This window comes from Arthrobacter sp. LjRoot14 (genome assembly GCF_964253905.1).
Lineage (GTDB): Bacteria > Actinomycetota > Actinomycetes > Actinomycetales > Micrococcaceae > Arthrobacter.
In genome coordinates this window covers 3441054-3465801 of sequence record NZ_CAXURL020000001.1, presented here as the reverse complement: position 1 = coordinate 3465801, position 24748 = coordinate 3441054, and the positions used below count along the sequence as shown (strand labels likewise).

The following is a 24748-nucleotide window of genomic DNA, read 5'->3' as shown; positions in this document are numbered from 1 at the left end:
ACGGGGGAGGTCCTTAGAGGGTCCCGGTGGCGATGTTGAGCATGCGGCGCAGCGGCTCGGCGGCGCCCCAGAGGAGCTGGTCGCCCACGGTGAAGGCGCTGATGTATTCCGGGCCCATTTCGAGCTTGCGGATACGGCCCACCGGGATGTCCAGCGTGCCGGAGGCGGCCACCGGGGTCAGGTTCGCCATGGAGTCTTCCTTGGTGTTCGGCACCACCTTGGCCCACTCGTTGTCCTCGGCCAGGAGCTTCTCGATCTCGGCCACGGAGAGGTCTTCGCGGAGCTTGAGGGTGAGGGCCTGGGAGTGCGAACGCATGGCGCCGATCCGGATGCACAGGCCGTCCATGATGATGTGGTTTTCGCCGGCGGTGCCGAGGATCTTATTGGTCTCCACCCCAGCCTTCCACTCTTCCTTGGACTGACCGTTGCCCAGGTCCGCGTCGATCCAGGGGATCAGCGAGCCGGCCAGCGGGACGCCGAACTGCGTCGCGTCGATGTCGGTGCGCTGGTGTGCCAGGACCTTGCGGTCGATTTCCAGGATGGCCGACGCCGGGTCGTCCAGTTCCGAGCTGACCTCGGCGTTGAGGGTGCCGAACTGGCTGAGCAGCTCGCGCATGTGGCGGGCGCCGCCGCCGGAGGCAGCCTGGTAAGTCATGGAGGTGCCCCACTCGACGAGGCCGTTCTTGAAGAGGCCGCCGAGGCCCATCAGCATGCAGGACACGGTGCAGTTGCCGCCGATGAAGTCCTTGGTGCCGTTTGCGAGGCCCTTGTCGATGACGTCGCGGTTGATGGGGTCCAGCACGATGATCGAGTCATCGTTCATGCGCAGGGTGGAAGCAGCGTCGATCCAGAGACCGTCCCAGCCGCGGCTGCGCAGCTCGCCATGGACCTGCTTCGTGTAGTCGCCGCCCTGGGCGGTGACAATAATTGGCAGCTTAGCCAGCGTGTCGACGTCGAACGCGTCCTCGAGCTTGCCTGCACCTTCTGCAAAGGAAGGCGCGGCACCTCCGGCGTTGGACGTGGAGAAGAACACCGGGTTGATGTTGGCGAAGTCGCCTTCATCCTGCATGCGCTGCATCAGGACGGAGCCGACCATGCCGCGCCATCCGACGAGGCCGACAGAGGGGGTAGCTGCTGTAGTCATTCGACCAGTTTAGACTTCGGAACCGGCACGGCGCAGTCGGTTACGTCACGCCCCGGATGCACTGCCTACGGAGGCGCGCTGCCTTGCGCTTTTTGAAGTAGGAGGCCCAGGCTATGGGAACGAACCGCCTGAGCCGCTACTCGGCGTCGTGCTGTTCGAGCACCGCCGCCTTGCGGAGGCGCAGCGCGTAGACGGCACCGAACGCGAATGCCTGCGTCACCACCACGAGCACGATCGCACCGGCGATCTTGTTGCCGCCGAGGATCATGGTCAGGCCGACGATTGCGGAGAGAAGGGCCAGCAGCGGGAGCAGCATGTAGCCCAGGACAAAGAGTGTTTCCGGCTTCTTCAGCATGGTCCTAGGCCTCCGTCCGGCGCCACATGGTAAAGCGGTACCGGGTACCCGTGGCGGACGTCAGCCAGCCGCTGGCCGGCTCGCTGGCAGCCAGCTTCCATTCGTAGCCGAGCTCGGGTGCGTAGGTGTCGCCGTCGGTCTCGGAATCGATGAACGTCACCACCGCGACGTCGGCGATGTCCAGGGTCTGCGCGAAGATTTCGCCGCCGCCGAGCACCCATACGGTTTCATGGCCGGGCGCGAACTGTGATTCCAGCAGCGCGTCGTCAAGCGACTTCACCGCGATGGCGCCCTGACCCTCGGGAGTGTCGCCCCAGCCTTCCTGGCGCGTCACCACAATGTTGGTGCGACCGGGCAGCGGCCGGTACTTGTCCGGGAACGAGAGCCAGGTTTTGCGTCCCATGATCACCGGGTGCCCGGTGGTGAGCCGGGTGAAATGCTTCATGTCCTCGGGCAGGTGCCACGGCATGTCGCCGTCCTTGCCGATCACGCCCGCCGTGGTCTGGGCCCAGACGAGCCCCACTCCGGTGGTTCCGTCGGCAATTTTTTCAGTGAAGGCCAGGGGGTCCATGGCGTTGTCGGTGCTCATACTGCGATCGGCGCCTTAATCGTAGGGTGGTGCTGGTACCCGACCACTTCAAAGTCGTCCAGCGTGTAGTCAAAAATGGAGTCCGGCTTGCGGAGGATCTTCAGCTGCGGGTATGCGTACGGCTCCCGTTTGAGCTGCTTGAGCACCTGGTCCATGTGGTTGTCGTAGATGTGCACGTCGCCGCCGGTCCAGACGAACTCACCGGCTTCCAGGCCCACCTGCTGGGCCAGCATGCAGGTCAGCAGCGCATAGGAGGCGATGTTGAACGGGACGCCCAGGAAGGTGTCCGCCGAGCGCTGGTACAGCTGGCAGGACAGCTTGCCGTCCGCAACGTAGAACTGGAAGAACGCGTGGCACGGCGGCAGGGCCATGTCCTGAAGCTCAGCCACGTTCCAGGCGGACACGATGTGCCGGCGCGAGTCCGGGTTGGACTTGAGGTTCTCCACCAGCTCGGCGATCTGGTCGATGTGGCCGCCGTCGGGCGTCGGCCAGCTGCGCCACTGCACACCGTAAACGGGCCCCAGTTCGCCGTCGGCATCGGCCCATTCGTTCCAGATCGTGACGCCCTGGTCCTGCATCCATTTCACGTTGGTTTCACCGCGCAGGAACCATAGAAGTTCAACCGCTACCGACTTGAAATGAACGCGCTTGGTGGTGATCAGCGGAAAGCTTTGGCTGAGGTCAAAGCGCATCTGCCGCCCGAACACGCTGAGCGTGCCGGTGCCGGTGCGGTCAGATTTGTGCGTGCCGTTGGCAAGGACGTCACGCAGGAGGTCTTCATAGGGCGTTGGAATGCTCACGGTCCCAGTCTACTGAGGATGGCCAAGCCGGAGGCGCAGTATGTCCTGGAGCGTGCCGTCGTCCAGGCCCGCGGCGCGGCCTTCAGCGATGTAACGGTCGACGGCGGCGGTCAGGTCCGCGGGTACGGAGCCGCCCGCCGGACGTACAAAGCCGGGCATGCCGACGACGACGGTCCCGTTTCGCCGCCGTGTTTCAATCAGGCCCGCCTGCTCGAGTTCCTTATAAGCGCGCGCCACCGTCCCCGCTGCGATGCCCAGATCCGCCGCCAGGCTGCGGACAGTGGGCAGCCGGGTTCCGGAAGCCAGCGAGCCGACAGCGATCAACGAGGAAATCTGGGTGCGGATCTGCTCATAGGGCGGCACGGCCGACCGCAGGTCAACGGCAATCCCCGCCGTCATGTGACGTGGTCCTTGCGGGGCAGGGGAGCTGGCCGGGAAGGGGAGCCCGCGAAGGTCCGCACCGGCACCAGGGCGGTGACGATCGCGCCGCACGCCAAAAGCGAGCCCGCAAGGGAGGCGGGCCACCACGGGACGGACGGCAGGAACGCCACCCCGAAGACAGCCGCCCACGCCTGGCTGTTCATCAGCAGCACCATCGCCGCCTGCGCCATGAACATGGCCGAAAGCGTGCGCGCCACCCGGTGCACGGTGATGGCGCGGAGGGCAGCATCGAGGCCGCCGGGAGCGCCGGGAATGCCGTGCCGCAGGCGGGCTGTAAAAAAGGCCGGAAGCGCCAGGCCCGCGCCGACGCCGCTGAGGACGGCGGCAGGAATCCACCCGCCGTCCCTGCCAATCAGCGAGTTCCCGGTGGCTGAGACCACAAGAGTTGCGACGAAGACGAACAGCGCCAGGATCAGTGTGGTGAGGAGGGCCGGCCCCACCGGCTGCCGTGGCCACGTCCGCGGTTCATCCTGACTCGTGTAGTTGCGCTGCAGCAACAGCTCGCCGGCGGCGAGGACCAGAAGCACCAGCCCCGCAACCACTGTTATGAAAAGCGCCGGCCCGGACGGCCCCGCCGCGATGATGGCCGGGACCAGGAACGCTCCCGCAAGCACCGGCAGGGCTGCGGCGGCGCCGAGTCCGGCGCCGACCGAAACCACAAGCCTGGTTGCCGGGTGCGGTCCGGCGCCGAAGTGTCCGGGCTTCGCGTTCCGGAGGCTGGCAGCCGTTGCGGTTCCCGTCAGTTTCGGCGGCGACCAGACCAGCATGGCCAGCAGAACCGCCATGCCCGCAAAGGCCGCGAAATTGGTCCACGACGTGCTGCCCGCAGCCGGCTCCGGACGGGCCACATAGTTACCCGCGATGACGGCGAGGCCCGACGCCATCGTGGCGACCGTGCGCAGCAACCTGTTCATGGCGATGGTTCGCAGAAGCGAATTGTCGTGGTCCGTCAGCTGCTCGAGCTGCCGTCGGCGGCAGATCAGCAGCAGCACCAGCCAAGTGCCCGCAGCCAGGACAACCAGCGCGCATCCCAGCCAACCGGCCAGTTCGGTGCCGGGGATGCGCCCGTCGCCGCCGATGGTCCGATAGCCCTGCGGATCCTCCCGGACCGACCCGTACGCAATGGCTTCGAAGCCCGTGAGCGTCGCCGTCCAGCCAAGGTAAGCGGCGGTGCCCGTGAAAATGGCCAGCGTTGTCCAGGCCAGCGGCCGCGGCAGGAAATCATGGATTTTCCGGACATGGAGGCTGGCCTTGCGGCGGGGGCGTTGAGGCCGCGGATAGCTGAGCTGGCCCAGTGCGTGGACCCCGAGGGTTCCGAGGATGGGCCAGGCCAATGCCGGGATGATGGTGTCCGGGGCGACCAGGAAAGGGCCGATGACGGGGCTGGTGGTTCTACCGGCCGGGATGATGCCGATATTCGTGGCCCCCTGGAGGGAGCTTGCCATCCAGCCGATGACGCCCACCCAGAGCGCGTGCTGCGAAACAGTTTCGGGCGAGGCGCCCATCCTCGGTTCCCACACCACCCACCTCAGGATGAGGTAGAGAACGACGGCGGCGACCAGCGGTCCCAGCAGCAGCATTGGCGGCAGTTCGAATTGGACCGGCATAATCCCCCCAGATTTTGCATCAATGTACTGAGTATTTGATACAAAGGCCTCCGGGTCAAGCGGGCTCGTGGCCTGACGCACGGAGAAGCCGGGGAGGCCCTTCTAGTCGTCGAAAGGCCTGAACTGTTCCACGGCGACAATCTTGTGGTTATTGCCGCGGGCTACGTGGCACACGATGATCTCTCCCGGGGCCAGGTAGGGGTCGGAGGATGGCAGCAGGGCACGCAGCCGGCCGTTCATGTGCTGACCCAGCTGCGAGATCACCGTGGGCAAGGCCGGCCGGTGGGTGCACAGGGCGATGGCGCGTTGCTTGTCGAAGAGTGCTTCCACAACGGCTGCGGTCTTCTTCGGGCTCCGGGCATGGCGGTGTTCGGTCAGGGCGTCGTGCAGTTTTACTTTCGCGTCGGCGGACTTGGCGTACGGCGCAATGGTGGCGACACAGCGCTGCCACGGGCTCGAGTGCACGCGGAGGGGCTTCCACACGTGAAGCAACCGTCGGACAGCCTGGGCCTGCCGCAATCCTGTAGCCGCGAGCGGACGGTCCCCTTCCGCCTTGGTCCAGGAGGAGCGGGGCTTGGCCTTGGCGTGGCGCACCACCAGCAGCGGCCACGTATCCAGTTCCTTGCGTGCGTGGGCTGCCACCAGGTGCTCCAGCGGCGCAATATCACCGGGGTTGCTCAGCAGGGCGGCGGCTTTTTCCGGTGAACACCACATCACGCTGTCCACTTCCTTGCCGTCCGGGCGCAGCACGGCACCGTCCACGTCCACGGCCCAGTAATGGACCACCTTCAGGCCGGCGGACACGTGGTAGTGGATCGGAGGAAGGGGAATGCCGAGGGTGGCCTTGAGCCCGATCTCCTCTTCGATCTCACGGACGGCGCACTCCGGAATGGTCTCGCCGGCGTCGATCTTTCCTTTCGGCCACGACCAGTCGTCATAGCTTGGACGGTGGATCAGCAGGACCTCGAGCTTGTCCTTGCTGACGCGCCACGGCAGGGCGCCCGCAGCGGTGACCGCTACAGGTTCCCCGGGATGGTCGGTCTGGTCCGCAATAAGCGAATCGTTCGCCGAGTCATTGACGGCATCGCTTTTCGCATCACTTTTCGAGGCCAGGGTCCTACCGCCTAATCGTCGGGCGCTGGCGGGAACGCGAAGCGAGCAGCCATGACTGGACGTCCTCCAGCGGCTTGCCGTCGTCACCGATGTGGTGCCTGGTCCATTCACCCTGGCTGTCCAGGTGCCAGCTGGACGTTCCCGGGTCCATGTAGCGGCGGAGCATGTCCAGCACGTAGGACGTGTCGTCGCCGCTGGTCAGCTGGACCAGCGCTTCCACCCGCCGGTCAAGGTTACGGTGCATCATGTCGGCGGAGCCGATATAGACCACAGGGTCCCCGCCGTTGGCGAAGGCAAACACGCGCGAGTGCTCCAGGAAACGTCCCAGTACGGAACGCACCGTGATGTTTTCGCTGAGCCCGGGGATGCCGGGACGCAGCGAACAGATGCCGCGGACTATTACGTCCACGTTCACGCCGGCCTGCGAAGCACGGTAGAGCGAATCGATGATTGCCTCGTCCACCATGGAGTTGACCTTGATCTGCACCCTGGCCGAAATGCCTGCCTTGGCGTTGCGGATTTCCCTCTCGATGCGGTCAATGAGCCCGGAACGCACCGAACGGGGCGCCACCAGAAGCCGCTTGAAAGTGGATTTCGGAGCGTAGCCGGAGAGCTGGTTAAAGAGCCTGGAAAGGTCCTCACCCACCTGCTCGTTGGCCGTCAGCAGCCCGAGGTCCTCGTAGTAGCGGGCGGTGCGCGGGTGGTAGTTGCCGGTGCCGATGTGGCAGTAGCGCCGCAGCCCGTCCACTTCCTGGCGGACCACGAGGGAGAGCTTGCAGTGGGTCTTCAGGCCCACGATGCCGTACACAACATGCACGCCGGCCTGTTCCAGTTTCCGTGCCCAGGAAATGTTGGCCTGTTCATCGAACCGGGCCTTGATCTCCACCAGGGCCAGCACCTGCTTGCCTGCCTCTGCCGCGTCAATGAGGGCATCGACGATGGGGGAGTCGCCCGAAGTACGGTACAGCGTCTGCTTGATGGCCTGCACCTTGGGGTCCGCCGCTGCCTGCTCCAGGAAGGCCTGGACGGACGTGGAGAACGAATCGTACGGGTGGTGCAGCAGGATGTCCCGCCGGCGCATGGCCGCGAACACGTTGGCTGCCTTCGACGTCTCCGATTCGTTCAGGTACCGCGAGGTGTGCGGAACGTGCTTCGGGTAATGCAGGTCCGCGCGGTCGATCCCGGCAATGACGGACAGGCCGCGGAGGTCCAACGGTGCAGGTACGGAGTAGACCTCGGACTCCTCCACGCCCAGTTCGCGGATCAGCAGCGCCCGGATGTTCGGGTTGATGTCGTTGGTGACTTCGAGCCGCACCGGCGGGCCGAACCGGCGGCGCAGCAGTTCCTTTTCGAGCGCCTGCAGCAGGTTCTCGGCGTCGTCCTCTTCCACCTCAACGTCCTCGTTGCGGGTGACGCGGAACGTGTGGTGCTCCAGGACCTCCATGCCGGCGAACAGCTGGTCCAGGTGGACGGCGATGACTTCTTCCAGTGCGATGAACCGGGCCACCCGGCCGGGGACCGAGCCGGCACGCGGGCCGTCAATGGATATGAGGCGGGGCAGCTGGTCCGGAACTTTGACGCGGGCGAACAGTTCCTTGTCGCTGACGGGGTTGCGGACCACCACGGCAAGGTTGAGCGACAGTCCCGAAATGTAGGGGAACGGGTGGGCGGGATCCACTGCCAGCGGGGTCAGGATGGGGAAGACCTTTTCCGCGAACATGGCGCTGAGCTGGTCCTTGGCCTGGTCGTCAAGCTCATCCCAGTGCATGAGGTGGATGTGCTCATACGCCAGGGCGGGCCGGATCTGTTCGGCATAGACCCGGGCGTGGCGCTGCGCAAGGCGGTGGGCGGCTTCGCCGATCTGGTCCAGAACCTGCATGGGGCTCAGTCCTGCCGGCGACGGGACGGCCAGCCCGGTGGCGATCCGGCGCTTCAGGCCGGCCACGCGGACCATGAAGAACTCGTCCAGGTTGGAGGCAAAGATGGACAGGAAGCTGACACGCTCCAGCAGGTGCAGGGTGGGGTCCTCGGCAAGTTCCAGCACCCGGGAGTTGAAGGCCAGCCAGCTCAATTCACGGTCCAGGAACCGGTCCGGGCTGATGTCTCCCTCGGGCTCAAGATTGGGTGCGAACTCGGGAATGTCGATCCGGTCCTGCGTGGCACGGGAAGCAGGGACCTCGGAGGACCCGAAGCGGGCGCGCACCGGAAGCACCTTGGCCTCAGACGTGGCGATTCCGGCTGATTCCGGTTGCATGGTCACTCCTTTTGCTGGCGCGGTTTACCTTCAACCTTACAAGCATTCGATTCAGCGGATACGCAGATTTCCTGAACCGCGGCGCATGCGTCTGCCGATTGGATTAACCGCCGTTTTTGGGTCCGTACATCACGTCCGCATCCCACCGCGTGAAGCCGAGCCGGCGGTACAGCGAAACGGCCGGCGTGTTGTCCGCATCCGTGTAGAGCATGACTGCGTGAAGGCCTTTGTCCTGCAGGTATTTGATGCCGGCCACGGTGAGGGCCTTGCCCAGTCCCATGCCCTGGGCTTCGGGAGTCACACCCACCACATAGACCTCACCGATGGCGGGATGGCCGCCGTGGCCAGGGTGCACCTTGGTCCAGTGGAAGCCGAGGATCCGGCCGGACGGGTCGACGGCGAGGAGGAAGCCGGCGGCGTCGAACCAGTCCTCGGCCATCCGGGCGTCCAGATCCTGCCGCGTCATGTTGCCTTGCTCCGGATGGTGGCTGAAGGCTGCCTTGTTGGCTGCCAGCCAGGCCTCCTCGTCCTGCCCGGGGACGAAGGCCCGCAGGCTCACGTTGTCCGGGAGGGCGGCGTCGGGCAGTTCAGCGTCAGACGCTGTGAGCCGCATCTTCCACAACTCGCGGATGGGGGCGTAACCGTACTTGGCCGCCAGGTCCGCTGCTGCCTCGTGGTTTCCGTGGGACCACGCCTTGAGCCCGTCAAAACCCCGTGATGCCTTGAGCGTGGCAACCAGCCTGTCCGCTACGCCCTGGTTCCGGTAGCTCGGATGCACCGCCACCTCCAGCACACCTGTACCGTCCGTTTCCTCCACCACCACTGCGAAGCCGGCGAGGTCCTGGGCGGTGGCGGGATCCGAATCTTCATCGGGCGCATAGAGCGCCAGGGTCAGGAGTGAGTGGCTTCCCGACTCGCCGGCGCGAAGGGTCACAAAAGTCTGCTCGGACAGGGGAGGGTTTCCGTCAGACTCTTCGGCGGCCGTGGCGAGGGCTGTGAAATCCCTGAGCAGTTCATCGTCCACTCCGCCTTTGATGACGAGCACGGGCCAGTTCTCGGGATGCGCAGGACTCATGGTGTACAGGCTATACGGCCCGTCCGGCTGACGGCGGGATTCGGGTCGATTTGATGCGGCCGGATCCGGCACGTATAGTCATTACCTGTTCCGGCTTCCTGAAGCCGGAACTGAGGGGGATCCACCACTGGGGTGGCCTCGATACGTTCGACCCGTATGTCCTCCACTGCAGGCCTCTAAGCCAACGAAGAAGCCCCGGACCATTGGTCCGGGGCTTCTTCGTTTCGTTGAGTTTGCGGGAGCGGCTGGCGCAGCCGCTGCGGAAGGCTATGCCTCCGTCAGCTCCTCCTCGGGCTGCCGCACGAGGGTCAGGCGGTAGCCTACGTTGCGTACCGTGCTGATCAGGTTTTCGTGGTCGGCGCCGAGCTTGGCCCGCAGCCGCCGGACGTGGACGTCCACGGTGCGGGTGCCGCCGTAGTAGTCGTAGCCCCACACCTCAGTGAGAAGCTGCTGCCGGGTGAACACCCGGCCGGGGTGCTGCGCCAGGTACTTCAGGAGTTCGAACTCCTTGAACGTCAGGTTCAGGGGAGCACCGTTGACCCTGGCCGTATAGCTTGCTTCGTCGATGACGACGCCGGCGGCGCGGATTTCGGTGGGAAGATCCTCTTTCTCCGGGACGGCCCGCGCGACGGAGAGCCGGATCCGTGCTTCGACTTCAGCCGGACCCGCGGAATCCAGCAGGATGTCGTCCACTGCCCAGGCCGAGGAGACGGCTGCCATGCCGCCTTCTGTGAGGATCAGCATCAATGGTGCACTGAGCCCGGTGGCCTTGAGCAATTGGGTGAGGGACCGCGCACCGACCAGGTCTTTGCGGGCATCCAGCAGGACGACGTCGCAGGGGTCGGTTTCCAGCAGGGCAGTGGGCTCGGCCGGGAGGATATGAACGCGGTGGTTGAGCAATTCCAAGGCAGGCAGAATGTCCACCGATGATCCGGTGCTGTTCGTCAGTAGCAGGATGTGCGACATTGTTCCTCCAAGGGGCTGTCCGCGCATCTTTGGGCGTCTGAACCGGGCTTTCACCGGCCGGTACTGGCTGCCCGCGTCGGTCGTGGCCGGCCGGAAATCCGGCCGGGCCCGCATCCTCCGAAGGAAGCGTAGCTGAGCTTTGAGTATACCCAATTGCCCCTTAACAGACACTGATCAGGCCTGTTTCAATTCGCGTTTTGCGACATAAGCAGGTCACATAAGGCAGGATTGGACGCAGCGAAGAAGATGTCAGCAGAGAGTGAGCGCGGGTAAACAGTGAAGCCGTGGACCATCGGAACCATCGGGCTGGCCGGGCTTGCTGTCTTTATCGGCGGCGCTTACACCTCCCCTGAAGTGCTGCTTGGTGTCGCCATACTCGTAGCCCTGGCCGTCGGAGTCGGCTGGCCCCACTTCCTGGACATCCCCGCCAAGAAGACCCTCGCAGCAATTATCGGACTGCCCGGAGCGGGCTCGGCTGTGGCAGCCACCTATGTCCCGGCGCCCGGTTTCCTCGACTGGACCCCGGCGTTTATTGCGGCAGGCGTGATGGCTGTTTTCCTGATGCAGCTGCTTCGCGGCACGGGCCAGGCGCAGCGGCTGGAATCCACGCTTGGTTCCAGCGCAGGTGTGCTGCTGTCCTGTCTTGGTGCAGGGTGGATTGCGGCTTCGAGGTTCAACGGCGTCAAGGAAATGCTGCTCGTGGCCGGCATCAGTGCCGCCTTTGCCCTGCTGGCCGGGCTCATCCGCTGGCCGGACCGGATCGTGGCGCCGCTGGGCATTGTGCTGGCCGGCCTCACTGCTCCGCTGGCAGGCCTGATCTTCTCAAACATCGCCGTAATACCCGCCGCCGTGGTGGGCGTTACGGTAGGCGCAGTTCTCGTCAGCCTGCGCAGGCTGGTTATACTCCGCGGGGACCGGATTAACTTTCCGGCCGCCCTGGGCATGGGCCTTGCACCCGTGGCAGCGGTGGGTTCGCTCGCGTACTTCATAGACAAACTACTCATCTACTAACGCGTTAGGATGGCATCATGTCCGTACTTGCATTTGAGATTTTCTTCCTTGTCCTGCTTGGCATTGCCAGCCTTTCCATGGCATGGTTCGCTGGTTTCGTGGTTTACCGCCTCTTCAAGGGCCAGAAGTAATACCAGTCCAGAGCTAGTTGTCTGCGGAGGTAGTTACTGTGCCGATTGAAATTCCTACAGACCTCACGCCCGAGCTCGTCCCGTTGTCCTGGCTCATTGGTGAGTGGGAGGGCAGCGGACGCCTGGGCGCCGGCGAGGAAGATTCCGAGCATTTCTCCCAGCATGTGTCCTTCACGCACAACGGTCTGCCGTACCTCCAGTACCGCGCCGAGAGCTGGCTGACCGACGATGAGGGCACCAGGCTGCGCCCGCTGACGGTGGAGACCGGCTTCTGGGCGTTGGAGCGGAAGCAGCGGGAGGAAGACGGCGGTCCGGGGCTGATCCCGGCCGACATCGTTCCGGTGCTGAAAAGCGCCGACGAAGTCGAAGCGTTGCGCAACAGCGACGGCGGCTTCGACATCTCCGTTTCCATCTCCCATCCCGGCGGCATCTCCGAGCTGTACTACGGCCAGATCAAGGGCCCCCAGATCCAGCTGAGCACCGACATGGTCATGCGTGGGAGCCACTCCAAGGAGTACACGGCGGCAACCCGGATCTTCGGTCTGGTGGACGGCAAGCTGCTCTGGCGGTGGGACGTGGCCAGCGGGGCGGGCGCCACTCAGGGCGGCGGCCTGGAAGCCCACGCTTCGGCCATCCTCAGCAAGATTTCCTAGGCCGGCCGGACTCTGACACCCCGGCCGGCAGGCCTCACCGATTATTGTTTTCCGCAACGAGCGCAGGGAGCAAGACCGTGAACAGCCTTCATCCGGACCCGGGTACGCCAGATCAGCGGACCAAAGCAAAATACGGCGATCTCAAGGCCGTCTTCTTCAACGGAACCCTCAAAAAATCTCCGGAGACCAGCAACACGGAAGGCCTGATCGAGGTCAGCCGCCGGATCATGGAGAAGCAGGGCGTCGAAACCCGGGTGATCCGGACCGTTGACCACGACATTGCCAGCGGCGTATATCCGGACATGCGCGAGCACGGCTGGGCAACCGACGAGTGGCCCGGGCTGTACCCCGCGGTCCAGGAAGCGGACATCGTGGTGGTGGCCGGCCCCATCTGGCTGGGCGACAATTCCTCCCAGACCAAAAAACTGATCGAACGCCTATACGCGCACTCGGGGCAACTGAACGACAAAGGCCAGTGGGCCTTCTACCCCAAAGTGGGCGGCTGCCTCATTACCGGCAACGAGGACGGCATTAAGCACTGCTCGATGAACGTCCTTTACAGCCTCCAGCACATCGGCTTCACCATCCCTCCGCAGGCGGACGCCGGCTGGATCGGACCGGTGGGGCCGGGCCCGAGCTACCTCGACGAAGGGTCCGGCGGACCGGAAAGCGACTTCACCAACCGCAACACCACGTTCATGACGTGGAACCTGCTGCACCTGGCCCGAATCCTGAAGGACGCCGGCGGGATCCCCGCCTACGGCAATCTGCCGGAGGAATGGAAAGCCGGCACCCGGTTCGACTTCGAGAATCCGGAATACCGCTAGCCCTTAAGGACTTCTACTACATATGACTATCAAGAGCCCCCTGTTGTCGCGCCCGGGCGCCGTCGAGGCCGGCGGTGCGGACTCCGGCGTCGCGTCGCATTATGGTGAACCGCTGCGGGAGCAGCGGGCGCTGGCAGCCGGCACCGCCGTCGTCGACCTTTCCCACCGCGGCGTGGTCACCGTCTCCGGTCCGGACCGCCTGAGCTGGCTCAACACCCTCTCCTCCCAGCAGGTCACCAACCTGGCGCCGGGGGAGTCCAGCGAACTGCTGCTGCTCAGCGTCCAGGGCCGCATTGAGTATGACGCGCGGGTCATTGACGACGGCGGGACCACCTGGCTGATCGTTGAGGCCGCCGAAGCGGCACCCTTGGCGGAGTGGCTGAACCGGATGAAGTTCATGCTCCGCGTTGAAATTGCGGATGTTTCCGGCGACTGGGCCGTCCTCGGATCCACGCGGCGGGTTGAGGAGTGGTCCGGCCTGAAAGTGTGGGAAGACCCCTGGCCGCATGTGGGAGCCGGTGGCTACGCCTACTCGGTTGTCGCGGAAGAATTGCACCCGGGCATGGAGCGGCCATGGTTTGAATACCTGGTGCCGGCCGCGGAACTCGAAGCCACCGTGGGTGACCGGCCGCTGGCCGGCGTCTGGGCCGCCGAAGCGCTGCGCATCGCCGCCTGGCGTCCCCGTCTTGGCGCGGAAACCGATGACAAGACCATTCCGCATGAGCTTGACCTCCTGCGCACCGCAGTCCACCTGGCCAAAGGGTGCTACAAGGGCCAGGAGACGGTCGCCCGTGTTCACAACCTGGGCCATCCGCCGCGGCGGTTGGTCTTCCTCCAGCTGGACGGCTCGCAGCACACCCTCCCGGCTGTGGGCAGCGAAGTACGCCTGGGGGAGCGCAAAGTGGGAACGGTGACCTCCGTGGTGCAGCACTACGAAATGGGCCCCGTGGCACTCGCAGTCATAAAGCGTTCGGTCTCTCCGGATGAAATACTGACGGTCGTAGACGGCGACGAACCCTACACGGCCGCGCAGGAAGTCATTGTGGCTCCCGACGCAGGGCAAGTTGTGGGCCGCCAGACCGGATTCCTGAAGGGAACACACCGATGACTGACCACGCTGACATCCCGGGAGCCGGCCCCGCCGGCGCCGACGACGAAACACTGGCCTTGGCCCACGCCCTCTTTGACGCGGCACGCCAGGGCGACACCGCGCTCCTGGGCAGCTACCTCGATGCAGGCGCGCCGGCCAACATGACCAACGCCTCCGGCGACTCCCTGCTGATGCTGGCTGCATACCACGGCCACGCCCCGGCCGTGCAGCTGCTCCTGCAGCACGGTGCCGATGCCAACGCCGTCAACGACCGGGGCCAGACGCCGCTCGCCGGCGCCGCCTTCAAGGGCTACGCGGACGTCGCCGAGGCACTCCTGGGAGCAGGCGCCGACCCGGATGCCGGAGCGCCGTCGGCACGGGCTGCGGCAGAAATGTTTGCAAGGACCGACATCCAGGCCCTGCTCGGCTGACCCCGGCCGGCAACGGGAAGGCCGGGAGCCCGCGGATCCTTGGATGCGCGGGCTTTCTTGCGCCCTAATATTCCATGTGGAATAGTTGGAGCCGAATATTGGCCAAGAAGCCGTCCAAGTAGGGAGTGAGGCAGGGGAGTGACCGGAACAATGCCCCGATCCGCCCCGCTGACGCCGCTCGGCATCTCTGCCTTGTCGCTCCTCGTCGAAGAACCGATGCACCCGTACGAGATGTACCAGCTGCTGATGGCCAGACACGAAGACCGGTTGGTCAAGGTCCGCCCCGGAACCCTCTATCACGCCGTCGGCAGGCTCGAAGAGCGGGGCCTGGTGGAGGCGGCCGGAACGGACCGGGAGGGCAACCGGCCGGAACGGACCACCTACCGGATTACGCCCGCCGGCCGGGAAGCCTTGACGGCCCGCCTGCAGGACATGCTCGCCGAGCCGGTCAACGAATACCCGTCGTTCCCGCTGGCCGTGGCCGAGGCGTACAACCTGCCCGCCGGCGTCGTCCTGGACCTCCTGGACCGACGGCTGGTTCTGCTGCAGGAACAACTGGAGTTCCTGCAGACAGCCGAGGCGGCCGTCCGGACGAAGGACGTGGCCCGCAAGTACTGGATTGACCTCCAGTATCAACAGACCATGCTGCGGTCCGAGACGGGCTGGATACGCAGCCTGCAGGACCAGCTCCGCTCCGGGGAACTCCCTTGGTAGCGGACCATTCCACAACCACACCTGAAGGATTCACATGGAAAACGTCGCTAGGCCGTGGCCGGCCCTATGGTCCCTGGTGATCGGTTTCTTCATGATCCTGATCGACACCACCATCGTCTCGGTGGCCAACCCCCGGATCATGGAAGGCCTGAACGCGGATATCAATTCCGTCATCTGGGTGACCAGCGCCTACCTGCTGGCGTACGCCGTGCCGCTGCTGATCACCGGCCGGCTGGGCGACCGGTTCGGGCCCAAGAGGCTCTACCTCACGGGCCTGGTGGTGTTCACCCTGGCGTCCCTGTGGTGCGGGTTGTCAGGTGACGTCCAGACGCTTATTCTGGCCCGCGTGGTCCAGGGCTTTGGCGCCGCAATCATGACGCCCCAGACCATGGCGGTGATCACCCGGATCTTCCCGCCGGACAGGCGCGGTGCCGCCATGGGGATCTGGGGTGCCACAGCGGGGGTCGCCACGCTGGTGGGGCCGATCCTGGGCGGCGTGCTGGTGGACGGCCTCGGCTGGGAATGGATCTTCTTCATCAACGTGCCTGTGGGCCTTATCGGCTTCATCCTGGCCCTGCGCTTTGTCCCCTCCCTGAGCACCCACCCGCACAAGTTCGACATCCCCGGCGTGCTGCTCAGCGCCGTCGGGCTCTTCCTGCTGGTGTTCGGCATCCAGGAAGGCGAGACGTACAACTGGGGCACCATCACAGGGCCCATCACCGTCTGGAGCCTGATCATCGCCGGCCTTGTGGTCCTGGTGGTCTTCGTGCTGTGGCAGCGGTTCAACAAGGGCGAGCCGCTTCTCCCGCTTTCACTGTTCAAGGACCGCAACTTCTCTCTGGCCAACATCGGTATCACCACGGTGGGCTTCACGGTGACGGCGTTCAGCCTCCCGCTGATTTTCTACTACCAGGTGGTCCGTGGCCTGACACCTACGCAGTCTGCGCTGATGATGGTCCCGATGGCGTTGATCTCGGGTGGGCTGGCGCCGGTTGTGGGGCGGATTATTGACCGGGTCAACCCGAAGTACATCACCGCGGCCGGTCTGGTCCTGATGTCGGTGGCGCTGTTCTGGAATTCCTCCCTCATGCACCCGGACACACCCATCTGGCTGTTCCTGCTGCCCAGTGCAGTGCTGGGATTCGCAAACGCGGGCATCTGGGCGCCGCTGAGCTCCACAGCCACCCGGAACCTGCCGCCGCGCCAGGCTGGCGCCGGCTCGGGCGTCTACAACACCACCCGACAGATCGGCGCGGTGCTGGGCAGCGCCGCCATAGCGGTATTGATCCAGTCGCGCCTCGCGGCGGAGCTTCCGGCGGCACCTGACGGTTCCGGCGGGGCCAGCTCCATGGCGTTCGGCGGCACACTGCCGGAGGCACTGCATGACGGGTTCTCGACGGCGATGGGCCAGTCCATCCTGCTGCCGGCGGCGGTGATCCTGCTTGGCGCGGCCGTGGCGCTGTTCTTCGCCAAACCGAAGCCGGTTCACAACTGGGGTGGGTCCGGTGCCCCCGCGTCAGCGGAAGGCGCAACGGCAACCGAAGCCGAATCAGCGCAGACCAAGTCCGCCTAAACGTGTGCCGGGCTGATTCCGGTCAGCCCAGCAGCACGCTGGTGTGGATGCCGCCGGTCGAGAACCCGAGGCTGCGCGCTATTGCCAGTGCGCCCTTGTTGCTGACGTCCGAGCGCCACTGCAGGGTAAGCCCCGCCGCCAGGGCTTCATGGGCGGCAATGGAGGCTGCCAGGGAGCCGAGCCCCCTGCGACGCCAGTCGGGATCCACAAGGACCCCCATCTGGGCCAGGATGCCCTCCCACTCGGAGTAGGCGCCACAGGCAACCGGGACCTTGCGGCCGTTGTCATCGCGCAGGATGGTGAACCGATGTTCGAGATCGGACAATCCCACCTCGTTGACGTCGTCCGGCGGACACAGGCCTTCCAGTTCAATGGCTTCGGGGTTCCCGTGCGAGACGGTCAGCTCTTCGGCCGGCTGGCGCAGGGGGAGATCGTCGGCGAAGAAGAGGGCGGCTGCCCCCTGGCCGTGGCCGCCATGCTGCCGCGTGATGGTCAGGAGCGTCACGTGCTGGGCGAGGTCCTCGTCCGGGATATCCTCTGCGGCGTCGATGACCCACTGGGGCCCCACCAGGGCCGAAGCGCCGAACAACCGCACAAAGTCCACTGATTTCCGGGACTCGTCCGCCCGCGTGATACGTGCGCCTGCTGCCAGCGGGCCTGCCCCGGAAACCGCCGCATCGGCGTCGAGCTTCCGGGCCGCGGCAAAGGCTCCGTCATCGAGGCCCAAATGGCGGGCCCATGCCAGTTGGATGATGTCTGCGGAACCGGGGTCGAGAGTCATGACTCAACCCTACCCAGCGGTGCGAAGCGCGAACGGACATTTGCGGCCCTGTTCATGGCGCCATAAATGTCCGTTCGCGCTGTTGGCCTGCTGTGGCTGTTGGCCTAGCCGAAGAGGACTGCGGCCTCGTCGTAGCGGTGCTGCGGAACGCGCTTGAGGTTGCCCAGGGCGGCATCGAAGCCAACGTGGACAATGTCAGTGCCGTGCAGCGACACCATGGTGCCCCAGCGCTGGTCCACCACCGAGTCGATGGCGGCCATGCCCAGGCGCGTGGCCAGGACACGGTCGAATGCGGAGGGGACGCCGCCGCGCTGGATGTGACCCAGGACGGTGGCACGGGTCTCAATACCGGTGCGTGCCTCAAGCTCGGGAGCCAGCATTTCGGCGATGCCGCCCAGCCGCGGACGACCGAAGGTATCCAGTCCGCGCTCGGAATGCGGCGTTTCCTGGCCTTCCGGAACGAAGCCCTCGGCCACAACCACCAGGGGCGCGCGGCCACGGGCGTGGGCTTCCTCCACCCACTCGGTGATCTGGTCCATGGAGGCCTTCTGCTCCGGAATGAGAATGGCGTGGGCGCCCGATGCCATGCCCGCGTGCAGGGCAATCCAGCCCACGTGGCGGCCCATGACTTCGGCGATCATGCAGCGGTGGTGGGATTCACCGGTGGTGCGGAGGCGGTCGATGGCCTCGGTGGCGATCTGGACGGCGGTATCGAAGCCGAAGGTGTAGTCCGTCGCGTCAAGGTCGTTGTCCACGGTCTTGGGAACGCCGACGATCTTCAGGCCGGCGTCGGTCAGCCGCTTGGCTGCTGCCAGCGTACCTTCGCCGCCAATGGCGATGATCGCATCGATGCCGAGCCGGTCCATGTGGGCCTTGATGACGTCGGGGCCGCCGCCGTTTTCGAACGGGTTGGTCCGGGACGTGCCGAGGATGGTACCGCCCTGCTTCGCGATGCCGCGGACCATGGTGCGGGGAATGTCGATGACGTCGCCTTCGACGACGCCGCGCCAGCCGTCGAGGAATCCTACGAATTCGTGGCCGTGGATGGCGATCCCTTTGAGGACGGCACCGCGGATCACGGCGTTCAGTCCGGGGCAGTCGCCACCGCTGGTGAGAATTCCAATTTTCATGTCTCGGCTCAAATCCTGGTGAGGGGGTGTACAGGCAGAGCGCCACGCTGAGCTCACCTAGATTGTAGTGGTGAGTGTGGGTTACGACACAAACCGGTTACAAAGGGCAGCTCATTCATGGCGAACGAAAGGGGCCCCGGCTCTGCAGAGCCGGGGCCCCTGGACCTCGTGGTCAGGATCCGTTAATTGATCGTTTATCCAGGAACGACTGCAGGATGATGGCGTTCCGCTGGTCCGGGAGAATGAGCCACGCTGCCACGTAGAACACGAAGGCCGGCCCGGGCAGGAGGCTGAGGAGCAGGAACGCGATCCGCACGAAGGCGACGTCCACGTTGAGCTTTGCGGCGATGCCTCCGCACACGCCGCCCAGCCACCGCTGCGGTCCGCGTTTCAGGCCGAGGCCCCTGACGATGCTGAAGAACTTATCCATGCCTCAAGACTTCCCTGTTGTGGATTCTTTGTCACGTCCGCGGGCTGAGAGGAGCCCGCCAACCACCAGTGCGGCACCGGCGCCGATCATCAGGCCGATGAGCACGTACGTTCCGTTCAGGACCACGATGCCGAGCTGGCCGATGATGATCAACGCCGCCAGCGCCAGGACGATAAGTCCCCAGACCACTGTGCCCACCCGGGCCGGTGACTGGCCGCCGTGGCGTGCTCCGGCGCTGTGCGTCGCTTCCGCGGGTGAGGGCGCTGCCTGTCCTTTTGCCTGCTGTTTTGCCTGCGGCGTGGAGTCCGGGGCAGGTTCGTAGCTGCTCATGTCACTTTCCTTCCTGGATGGTGATGTTGCTCATGGTGCCGTCGATTTCGAGGATGAGCGCGGCGCCCGGCTTGTCAGTGTTGTAATTGCTCTGCTTGGTGGTCATGCCCCCGTGGTTCTGCGAGCCTTCATTAAGGTTGCCCAGGGTCATGTCCGCGCGGATTTCCACGGGAACGGTGTCCGGAATGATGACGGTCAGGTTGCTTGCAGTGACATCCATGGGAATGACGACGTCGGTGCCCAGCGGCGGGGTGATGTTCAGCCGGGTCAGGTCGGCTGTTCCGCTGCCCCCGGTGATGTCGAAGCCTTCCCGCGCCTGTTCGATACTGGCCGGGTTCCAGTTGGCGTCCTGGAAGCGGAAGCGGTCTCCGTTGGGCACCACGTTGAATATCCCGCCAATGATGAGGGCCACGACGGCGAAGAATCCAAGGATGCCGGAGGTCCTGCCCCTGAGTCCTGCGACCAGGATGCCGAGGCCCAGGACGGCGGCGCCGCTGGCCCACACCACGGCGTTGGTGGCGTCACCGAGGTTGGTGATGTTGAGGGCTTCGAGGGCTTTGATGCTTCCGCCCACCAGCAGGGCAAGACCTGCTGTTACCGCCACGGCAGGGGCACCCGGGCCTAGGTTCGGTGCCTTGGGCGCGGGAGCGGACGGGCCGCCGTACCCGCCGCCGTATGGCGGGATGGCGCCGTAGCCGCCCGAGCCAGGAGCGCCGCCGTCGTACGGACCGCTGGCAGAGGGCCCGCCGGTGTAGGCGCCGCCGGTGTACGGGCCGCCGGCGTAGGCACCCGGTTCGTAGGGCGTGCCCGTTGCAGGGGAGGAGGTACCGGCGGGCGACGTGGCTGCAAAGGCGGTTCCGCCGGTGGCCGCGCCGGTGTCTGATGGGGTGGTCATGATGGGCGCTCCGGTGGTGGCCTTATCGCGTTGCGAGAGGTAGTAGATGAGATAGATGGCGCCGGCTATCCAGAAGACTGTCCAGAAGAAGCCGCCGAATCCGTTCCGTTCCCAGCCCCAGAACCCGCTGCCCAGGCTGGGGAAGCCGATCACCGTGGTGATGAGTGCCCCTGTCATGCCGGTGGACCAGCGTCCGGCGCCGGCTTCCTGCACATGGATGCGGCCATCGGGCTCCGGCAGCAGGGCCCAGGCGATGCCGTAGAGCAATACTCCGATTCCGGCGAAAATCGACAGGACAATGAAGACGCCGCGCACGATCAGCGGATCGACGCCCAGCCGGTGTGCGATGCCGCTGGCCACACCGCCAATCCAGCGGTCCCGTCCGCGCTGAATGCCGTGGCTCCGGACCCAGTTGAAGAAGTTCTGGGGCTGGGACTGGGACTGGGACTGGGGGTAAGCGTAGGGGGCGTCCGCCGGCGGGGAAGGGGGGAGCTGGCCGCCCGGGTACTGGGTGCCGGGAAACCCGGCCGTGGGATAGAGCGGTGGCGGGCCGTCGGGGAAGCTGCCCTGCGCGGAGTCCGAGTCCGGGCCGGAACCTGACCCGGAGACCGGCTCGGAACCGAAACCGGAGCCGGACCCGTCCCGGACGGGGGCGCCGCCGTCGGAACCGCCATCAGCTGACGTGGCGGAACCGGAATCGGGACGGCCGGACGGCAGCGGATCTTCATCGGGGTGTGCATTGTGCGAGTTCATACTTCGATCCTGCCGTCTGCGCCGGCCGCGCTCTATTGGGGAACACCCTGAGCTACCCCTGACTGACCCCCGGTTCCGCCTGAAATCAGGCATGCGGGACCCTGATACGTGTTTGGATTGACACATGACAACGGCCTTTACCCGACCTCCCCTGGTCCGCAGCAGCGACCGCGTTATTGCAGGCGTCTGCGCGGGCCTGGCCGCCCACCTGGGCTGGCCGGTGCGGATGGTCCGGATCGGCATGGCGGTGGCGGCGCTCGCCGGCGGGGCGGGGCTGGCGTTCTATGCATGGCTCTGGATCATGGTTCCTACTGCGGACGAGAACGCGAAGCGGAACGCGCGGCGCCCGGCGTCGCCCATTGCGCCTGCCGTGAGCGCACCGGGGCAGCTGCCGGTACCGCCGGACTTTGCCTCCGGCCCGTTCCCTGCCGCAGCAGCCTTCCCGGGCACGGCCGCCCTGCCCGATACGCCGGATCAGGGCTTAGCCTCCGGAGCGGGCCAGGGGTCCAGGGCTGGGGCCGCAGCCGGTACCAGCCAGGGGGCCGCCGGTGCGGCCGCGGCCACCGCTCCGTGGTTCCGCATTCGGAGCATGCCGTACGGCAAGGAAGTACTCCTGGGCGCTGGTCTGCTGCTAGCGGGCGGAATCCTGATCGCACGCATGCTGGGTGTGGACGTTCCGCTCGGGACGCTCATCCCGGCCGCAGCGATCCTTGGCGGGGCAGCCATCGCCTGGATCCAACTGGACGAAACCCGCCGTGCCGGACTACTCGACAAGACCAAGGCAGACCAGGCCGGTGGCTGGGCCAGGCTGGCCGCCGGGCTGGCCCTGGTAGTGGCGGGCGTACTGGTGATGGTGTCCGGCTCCGGCTCCTGGGAACAGACCTGGCTGGCGCTGCTGGCTTCCGTGGCGGTCCTTGGCGGGGTGGCACTGGTGCTGCTTCCGTGGGGCTTGAAGTTCTGGCGGGACCTTGAAGCCGAGCGTGCAGGCCGCGTCCGGGCAACGGAGCGGGCGGAGATTGCCGCCCACCTGCACGATTCCGTCCTGCAGACGCTCGCGTTGATCCAGCGGCGGGCCGGCAACGAGAACGACGTCGTGCGGCTGGCCCGCGCACAGGAACGCGAGCTGCGGGGCTGGCTTTACCGTGATCCAGGCAAGGAGGCGGGGCAGTTGTCGGAGCGCATCAGGGCCGCCGCCGCGGAGGTTGAGGATTCCCTGGGCCATGCCGTGGACGTGGTCAGCGTGGGAGATACCGCCATGACCCCGAGGCATGAGGCCCTGGTCCAGGCCAGCCGCGAGGCCATGGTAAACGCGTCCCGCCACGGCGGCGGCGCGGTATCCGTGTATCTTGAGGTGGCCGACGGCGGCGCGGAAGTTTACGTGAAGGACCGTGGCCCCGGTTTTGACCCGCAGTCGGTTCCGGAAGACCGCATGGGGGTCCGGGAATCGATTGTCGGGCGGATGAACCGGCACGGCGGGACCGCGGTCATCAGCAGCAGCCCGGACGGCACGGAGGTAAGGCTCAGGCTGCCTTCCGACGTCGCGGACAACGGAGAGGGAAAATCGTGAACAACGTCATACCTGGGAGTGCCGAAGCGGCTGCCACCCCGGCGATCCGGGTGGTCATCGTGGACGATCACGCCATTTTCCGGTCGGGGCTCAAAGCGGACCTGGACGCCCGGGTCACCGTGGTGGGCGAAGCCGGAACGGTTGAACAGGCCATCGCGGTGATCGCGCAGACCCGGCCTGAGGTGGTCCTGCTGGACGTGCACCTGCCGGGCGGGCTGGGCGGCGGGGGCCGCGAGGTGATCGCCGGTTCCGCCGCGCTGCTGGGCACCACCCGGTTCCTCGCACTGAGCGTCTCGGACGCCGCTGAAGATGTCGTTTCAGTCATCCGCGCCGGTGCCCGCGGATACGTGACCAAGAGCATCTCCGGCACGGAAATCACCGACGCCGTACTCCGCGTGGCGGGCGGTGACGCCGTCTTTTCGCCCCGCCTGGCGGGTTTCGTGCTGGATGCGTTCGGCACGGCGCCCGCGGATATCGCCGACGACGAACTGGACCGCCTGTCCGCGCGTGAGCTGGAGGTCATGCGGCTGATCGCGAGGGGCTACAGCTACAAGGAAGTGGCCAAGGAGCTGTTCATTTCCATCAAGACCGTGGAAACCCACGTCTCCGCCGTGCTGCGGAAACTGCAGCTCTCCAGTCGCCACGAACTGACCAAATGGGCGGCCGAACGCCGCCTCCTCTAGCGCGCCCCGGACGCTCTCTCACTTCCTGCCGCCCAAACCCGGACGCTCTCTCACTTCCTGCCGCCCAAACGCGGACGCTCTCTCACTTTCCTGAGAACAGTGAGAGAGCGTCTGCGCTTTTCCTGCGAAAAGTGAGAGAGCGTGCCTACTTGGCCTTGCCGAGGAAGCCCTGGAGGCGCGCCACTCCGGTGGCGAGGTCGTCGTCGCCAAGGGCGTAGGAGAGCCGCAGGTAGCCTGAAGGGCCGAATGCCTCGCCCGGCACAACCGCAACCTCAACCTCATCCAGGATGAGCGCAGCGAGCTCGGCGGAAGTCTGCGGGCGCACGGTGCCGTTCGCGGTCTCGAATTCCTTGCCCAGCAGGCCGCGGACGTCCGCGTAGACGTAGAAGGCGCCCTTCGGCGTCGGGCATTCCACCCCGTCGATGGCGTTCAGGCCGGCGACAATCGCCTTCCGGCGGCGGTCGAAGGCCACCTTCATCTCGTCCACCGCGGTGAGCGGGCCGGAGACGGCGGCGAGGGCCGCGATCTGCATAATGTTGGAAACGTTGGACGTGGCGTGGGACTGCAGGTTGGTCGCCGCCTTGATGACGTCTGCCGGACCGATCATCCAGCCCACCCGCCAGCCGGTCATGGCATAGGTCTTGGCGACGCCGTTGAGGATGACCACCTTGTCGCCCAGTTCGGGAACCGCTGTGGCAATGGACGTGAAGGGAACGCCGTCATAGGTGAGGTGTTCGTAGATTTCGTCGGTGACCACCCAGAGTCCCTTGGAAGCTGCCCAGAGACCGATCTCGCGGACCTGCTCCGGCGAGTATACGGAACCGGTGGGGTTGGACGGCGAGACGAACAGCAGGATCTTGGTGCGCTCGGTCAGGGCCGCTTCCAGCTGCTCCACGGTGACCAGGTAGTCCTGTTCCGGGCCGGCGAAGACCTCCACCGGCACACCGCCGGCCAGCCGGATGGCTTCCGGGTAGGTGGTCCAGAACGGCGTGGGAACAATGATCTCATCGCCCGGATCAACCAGCGTGGCGAAGGTGTTGTAAACGGCCTGCTTGCCGCCGTTGGTGACCAGGACCTGTGACGCCTGGGCTTTGTAGCCGGAGTCCCGGAACGTCTTGTCCGCAATGGCCTGCTTGAGTTCCGGCAGCCCTCCGGCGGGGGAGTAGCGGTGGTACTTCGGCTGGCCGGCGGCCTCAATGGCGGCCTGCACAATGTAGCCGGGGGTCGGGAAATCGGGTTCCCCGGCGCCGAAGCCGATGACCGGCCGTCCGGCTGCCTTGAGTGCCTTGGCCTTGGCATCAACGGCCAGGGTGGCGGATTCGGCAATAGCGGAAATGCGTTGGGAAACGCGGGCGGCAGGCATGGCGGGGTCCATTCTTCGCTTGCAGCTCGATGGCTGGATGTG

Annotated in this window: 25 protein-coding genes; 9 read left to right on the top strand and 16 right to left on the bottom strand. The window is 65.8% G+C overall.

Features of this window, described 5'->3' with window-relative positions:
• Positions 1-13 precede the first annotated feature (13 nt).
• From asd to ACSQ12_RS15620, 10 genes are all read right to left on the bottom strand, one after another.
• Positions 14-1144, bottom strand: a complete 1131-nt coding sequence (gene asd / locus ACSQ12_RS15665; RefSeq protein WP_436065984.1) for an aspartate-semialdehyde dehydrogenase — start codon at positions 1142-1144, stop codon at positions 14-16.
• 136 nt (positions 1145-1280) lie between these two features.
• A complete protein-coding gene (locus ACSQ12_RS15660; RefSeq protein WP_104171996.1) occupies positions 1281-1499 on the bottom strand; it encodes an NF038396 family protein in 219 nt (72 codons plus the stop codon).
• A 4-nt stretch (positions 1500-1503) separates the two neighbouring features.
• The gene (locus ACSQ12_RS15655; protein WP_436065983.1) at positions 1504-2088 is read right to left on the bottom strand and encodes a dihydrofolate reductase; all 585 of its coding nucleotides are present in this window, start codon (positions 2086-2088) and stop codon (positions 1504-1506) included.
• Positions 2085-2888, bottom strand: a complete 804-nt coding sequence (locus tag ACSQ12_RS15650) for a thymidylate synthase (RefSeq protein WP_436065982.1) — start codon at positions 2886-2888, stop codon at positions 2085-2087. The genes ACSQ12_RS15655 and ACSQ12_RS15650 overlap by 4 nt, the downstream gene beginning before the upstream one ends.
• Positions 2889-2897: 9 nt before the next feature.
• Positions 2898-3287: a GntR family transcriptional regulator gene (locus ACSQ12_RS15645; RefSeq protein WP_436065981.1), complete on the bottom strand. Its 390-nt coding sequence runs from the start codon at positions 3285-3287 to the stop codon at positions 2898-2900.
• Entirely contained in the window at positions 3284-4936 is a 1653-nt protein-coding gene (locus ACSQ12_RS15640; protein ID WP_436065980.1) for a hypothetical protein, read from the bottom strand. The genes ACSQ12_RS15645 and ACSQ12_RS15640 overlap by 4 nt, the downstream gene beginning before the upstream one ends.
• A 102-nt stretch (positions 4937-5038) precedes the next feature.
• Positions 5039-5989: an NUDIX hydrolase gene (locus ACSQ12_RS15635; protein ID WP_436067012.1), complete on the bottom strand. Its 951-nt coding sequence runs from the start codon at positions 5987-5989 to the stop codon at positions 5039-5041.
• Positions 5990-6053: 64 nt separating this feature from the next.
• Positions 6054-8303 carry an RNA degradosome polyphosphate kinase gene (locus tag ACSQ12_RS15630; protein WP_436065979.1) on the bottom strand — a complete coding sequence of 750 codons (2250 nt, stop codon included), beginning with the start codon at positions 8301-8303 and terminating at the stop codon, positions 6054-6056.
• Positions 8304-8406: 103 nt separating this feature from the next.
• Positions 8407-9378: a mycothiol synthase gene (gene mshD, locus ACSQ12_RS15625; protein ID WP_436065978.1), complete on the bottom strand. Its 972-nt coding sequence runs from the start codon at positions 9376-9378 to the stop codon at positions 8407-8409.
• 267 nt (positions 9379-9645) lie between these two features.
• On the bottom strand, positions 9646-10344 hold the full coding sequence (locus tag ACSQ12_RS15620) for a winged helix-turn-helix transcriptional regulator (protein WP_011692843.1): 699 nt from the start codon (positions 10342-10344) through the stop codon (positions 9646-9648).
• Between the two features lie 276 nt (positions 10345-10620).
• Here ACSQ12_RS15620 and ACSQ12_RS15615 point away from each other — a divergent pair, with 276 nt between their 5' ends.
• The 7 genes from ACSQ12_RS15615 to ACSQ12_RS15585 all read left to right on the top strand — a co-directional run bounded on the left by ACSQ12_RS15615 (position 10621) and on the right by ACSQ12_RS15585 (position 16774).
• Complete coding sequence (locus tag ACSQ12_RS15615) at positions 10621-11355, top strand: permease (protein ID WP_209743058.1); 735 nt, start codon at positions 10621-10623, stop codon at positions 11353-11355.
• Positions 11356-11524: 169 nt separating this feature from the next.
• A complete protein-coding gene (locus ACSQ12_RS15610; RefSeq protein WP_209743060.1) occupies positions 11525-12139 on the top strand; it encodes an FABP family protein in 615 nt (204 codons plus the stop codon).
• 77 nt (positions 12140-12216) lie between these two features.
• The gene (locus tag ACSQ12_RS15605) at positions 12217-12966 is read left to right on the top strand and encodes a flavodoxin family protein (protein ID WP_436065977.1); all 750 of its coding nucleotides are present in this window, start codon (positions 12217-12219) and stop codon (positions 12964-12966) included.
• Positions 12967-12988: 22 nt separating this feature from the next.
• A complete protein-coding gene (ygfZ, locus tag ACSQ12_RS15600) occupies positions 12989-14074 on the top strand; it encodes a CAF17-like 4Fe-4S cluster assembly/insertion protein YgfZ (RefSeq protein ID WP_436065976.1) in 1086 nt (361 codons plus the stop codon).
• Positions 14071-14487, top strand: coding sequence for an ankyrin repeat domain-containing protein (locus ACSQ12_RS15595; RefSeq protein WP_436065975.1), 417 nt, complete (start codon positions 14071-14073; stop codon positions 14485-14487). Before ygfZ ends, ACSQ12_RS15595 begins: the two co-directional genes overlap by 4 nt.
• Positions 14488-14637: 150 nt before the next feature.
• Positions 14638-15201: a PadR family transcriptional regulator gene (locus tag ACSQ12_RS15590; protein WP_209743069.1), complete on the top strand. Its 564-nt coding sequence runs from the start codon at positions 14638-14640 to the stop codon at positions 15199-15201.
• A gap of 34 nt (positions 15202-15235) precedes the next feature.
• Positions 15236-16774 (top strand): DHA2 family efflux MFS transporter permease subunit, encoded by a 1539-nt coding sequence (locus ACSQ12_RS15585; protein ID WP_436065974.1) that lies wholly within the window; start codon positions 15236-15238, stop codon positions 16772-16774.
• A gap of 22 nt (positions 16775-16796) precedes the next feature.
• On the opposite strand, the gene ACSQ12_RS15580 is transcribed toward ACSQ12_RS15585, so the two are convergent.
• The 5 genes from ACSQ12_RS15580 to ACSQ12_RS15560 all read right to left on the bottom strand — a co-directional run bounded on the left by ACSQ12_RS15580 (position 16797) and on the right by ACSQ12_RS15560 (position 21093).
• A complete protein-coding gene (locus ACSQ12_RS15580) occupies positions 16797-17555 on the bottom strand; it encodes a GNAT family N-acetyltransferase (protein ID WP_209743072.1) in 759 nt (252 codons plus the stop codon).
• Positions 17556-17659: 104 nt separating this feature from the next.
• Positions 17660-18685: a 6-phosphofructokinase gene (locus ACSQ12_RS15575; RefSeq protein WP_209743074.1), complete on the bottom strand. Its 1026-nt coding sequence runs from the start codon at positions 18683-18685 to the stop codon at positions 17660-17662.
• Between the two features lie 172 nt (positions 18686-18857).
• The gene (locus ACSQ12_RS15570) at positions 18858-19115 is read right to left on the bottom strand and encodes a PspC domain-containing protein (protein WP_209743076.1); all 258 of its coding nucleotides are present in this window, start codon (positions 19113-19115) and stop codon (positions 18858-18860) included.
• A gap of 3 nt (positions 19116-19118) precedes the next feature.
• Positions 19119-19445: a hypothetical protein gene (locus ACSQ12_RS15565; RefSeq protein WP_436065973.1), complete on the bottom strand. Its 327-nt coding sequence runs from the start codon at positions 19443-19445 to the stop codon at positions 19119-19121.
• A 1-nt stretch (position 19446) separates the two neighbouring features.
• On the bottom strand, positions 19447-21093 hold the full coding sequence (locus tag ACSQ12_RS15560; RefSeq protein ID WP_436065972.1) for a PspC domain-containing protein: 1647 nt from the start codon (positions 21091-21093) through the stop codon (positions 19447-19449).
• Positions 21094-21217: 124 nt separating this feature from the next.
• On the opposite strand from ACSQ12_RS15560, the gene ACSQ12_RS15555 reads away from it, so the two are divergent.
• Both ACSQ12_RS15555 and ACSQ12_RS15550 read left to right on the top strand, forming a co-directional pair.
• Positions 21218-22660, top strand: coding sequence for an ATP-binding protein (locus ACSQ12_RS15555; RefSeq protein ID WP_436065971.1), 1443 nt, complete (start codon positions 21218-21220; stop codon positions 22658-22660).
• Positions 22657-23343 carry a LuxR C-terminal-related transcriptional regulator gene (locus ACSQ12_RS15550; RefSeq protein ID WP_436065970.1) on the top strand — a complete coding sequence of 229 codons (687 nt, stop codon included), beginning with the start codon at positions 22657-22659 and terminating at the stop codon, positions 23341-23343. The genes ACSQ12_RS15555 and ACSQ12_RS15550 overlap by 4 nt, the downstream gene beginning before the upstream one ends.
• A 145-nt stretch (positions 23344-23488) precedes the next feature.
• Here the strand turns inward: ACSQ12_RS15550 and ACSQ12_RS15545 are convergent, their stop codons facing one another.
• Entirely contained in the window at positions 23489-24706 is a 1218-nt protein-coding gene (locus tag ACSQ12_RS15545) for a pyridoxal phosphate-dependent aminotransferase (RefSeq protein WP_209743083.1), read from the bottom strand.
• Between the last annotated feature and the right edge of the window lie 42 nt (positions 24707-24748).

Coding starts and splice junctions, on each gene's coding strand:
- asd (WP_436065984.1), bottom strand. CDS start 1,144: ATGACTACAGCAGCTACCCCCTCTGTCGGCCTCGTCGGATGGCGCGGC.
- ACSQ12_RS15660 (WP_104171996.1), bottom strand. CDS start 1,499: ATGCTGAAGAAGCCGGAAACACTCTTTGTCCTGGGCTACATGCTGCTC.
- ACSQ12_RS15655 (WP_436065983.1), bottom strand. CDS start 2,088: ATGAGCACCGACAACGCCATGGACCCCCTGGCCTTCACTGAAAAAATT.
- ACSQ12_RS15645 (WP_436065981.1), bottom strand. CDS start 3,287: ATGACGGCGGGGATTGCCGTTGACCTGCGGTCGGCCGTGCCGCCCTAT.
- ACSQ12_RS15640 (WP_436065980.1), bottom strand. CDS start 4,936: ATGCCGGTCCAATTCGAACTGCCGCCAATGCTGCTGCTGGGACCGCTG.
- ACSQ12_RS15630 (WP_436065979.1), bottom strand. CDS start 8,303: ATGCAACCGGAATCAGCCGGAATCGCCACGTCTGAGGCCAAGGTGCTT.
- mshD (WP_436065978.1), bottom strand. CDS start 9,378: ATGAGTCCTGCGCATCCCGAGAACTGGCCCGTGCTCGTCATCAAAGGC.
- ACSQ12_RS15620 (WP_011692843.1), bottom strand. CDS start 10,344: ATGTCGCACATCCTGCTACTGACGAACAGCACCGGATCATCGGTGGAC.
- ygfZ (WP_436065976.1), top strand. CDS start 12,989: ATGACTATCAAGAGCCCCCTGTTGTCGCGCCCGGGCGCCGTCGAGGCC.
- ACSQ12_RS15595 (WP_436065975.1), top strand. CDS start 14,071: ATGACTGACCACGCTGACATCCCGGGAGCCGGCCCCGCCGGCGCCGAC.
- ACSQ12_RS15590 (WP_209743069.1), top strand. CDS start 14,638: ATGCCCCGATCCGCCCCGCTGACGCCGCTCGGCATCTCTGCCTTGTCG.
- ACSQ12_RS15585 (WP_436065974.1), top strand. CDS start 15,236: ATGGAAAACGTCGCTAGGCCGTGGCCGGCCCTATGGTCCCTGGTGATC.
- ACSQ12_RS15580 (WP_209743072.1), bottom strand. CDS start 17,555: ATGACTCTCGACCCCGGTTCCGCAGACATCATCCAACTGGCATGGGCC.
- ACSQ12_RS15575 (WP_209743074.1), bottom strand. CDS start 18,685: ATGAAAATTGGAATTCTCACCAGCGGTGGCGACTGCCCCGGACTGAAC.
- ACSQ12_RS15570 (WP_209743076.1), bottom strand. CDS start 19,115: ATGGATAAGTTCTTCAGCATCGTCAGGGGCCTCGGCCTGAAACGCGGA.
- ACSQ12_RS15565 (WP_436065973.1), bottom strand. CDS start 19,445: ATGAGCAGCTACGAACCTGCCCCGGACTCCACGCCGCAGGCAAAACAG.
- ACSQ12_RS15560 (WP_436065972.1), bottom strand. CDS start 21,093: ATGAACTCGCACAATGCACACCCCGATGAAGATCCGCTGCCGTCCGGC.
- ACSQ12_RS15555 (WP_436065971.1), top strand. CDS start 21,218: ATGACAACGGCCTTTACCCGACCTCCCCTGGTCCGCAGCAGCGACCGC.
- ACSQ12_RS15545 (WP_209743083.1), bottom strand. CDS start 24,706: ATGCCTGCCGCCCGCGTTTCCCAACGCATTTCCGCTATTGCCGAATCC.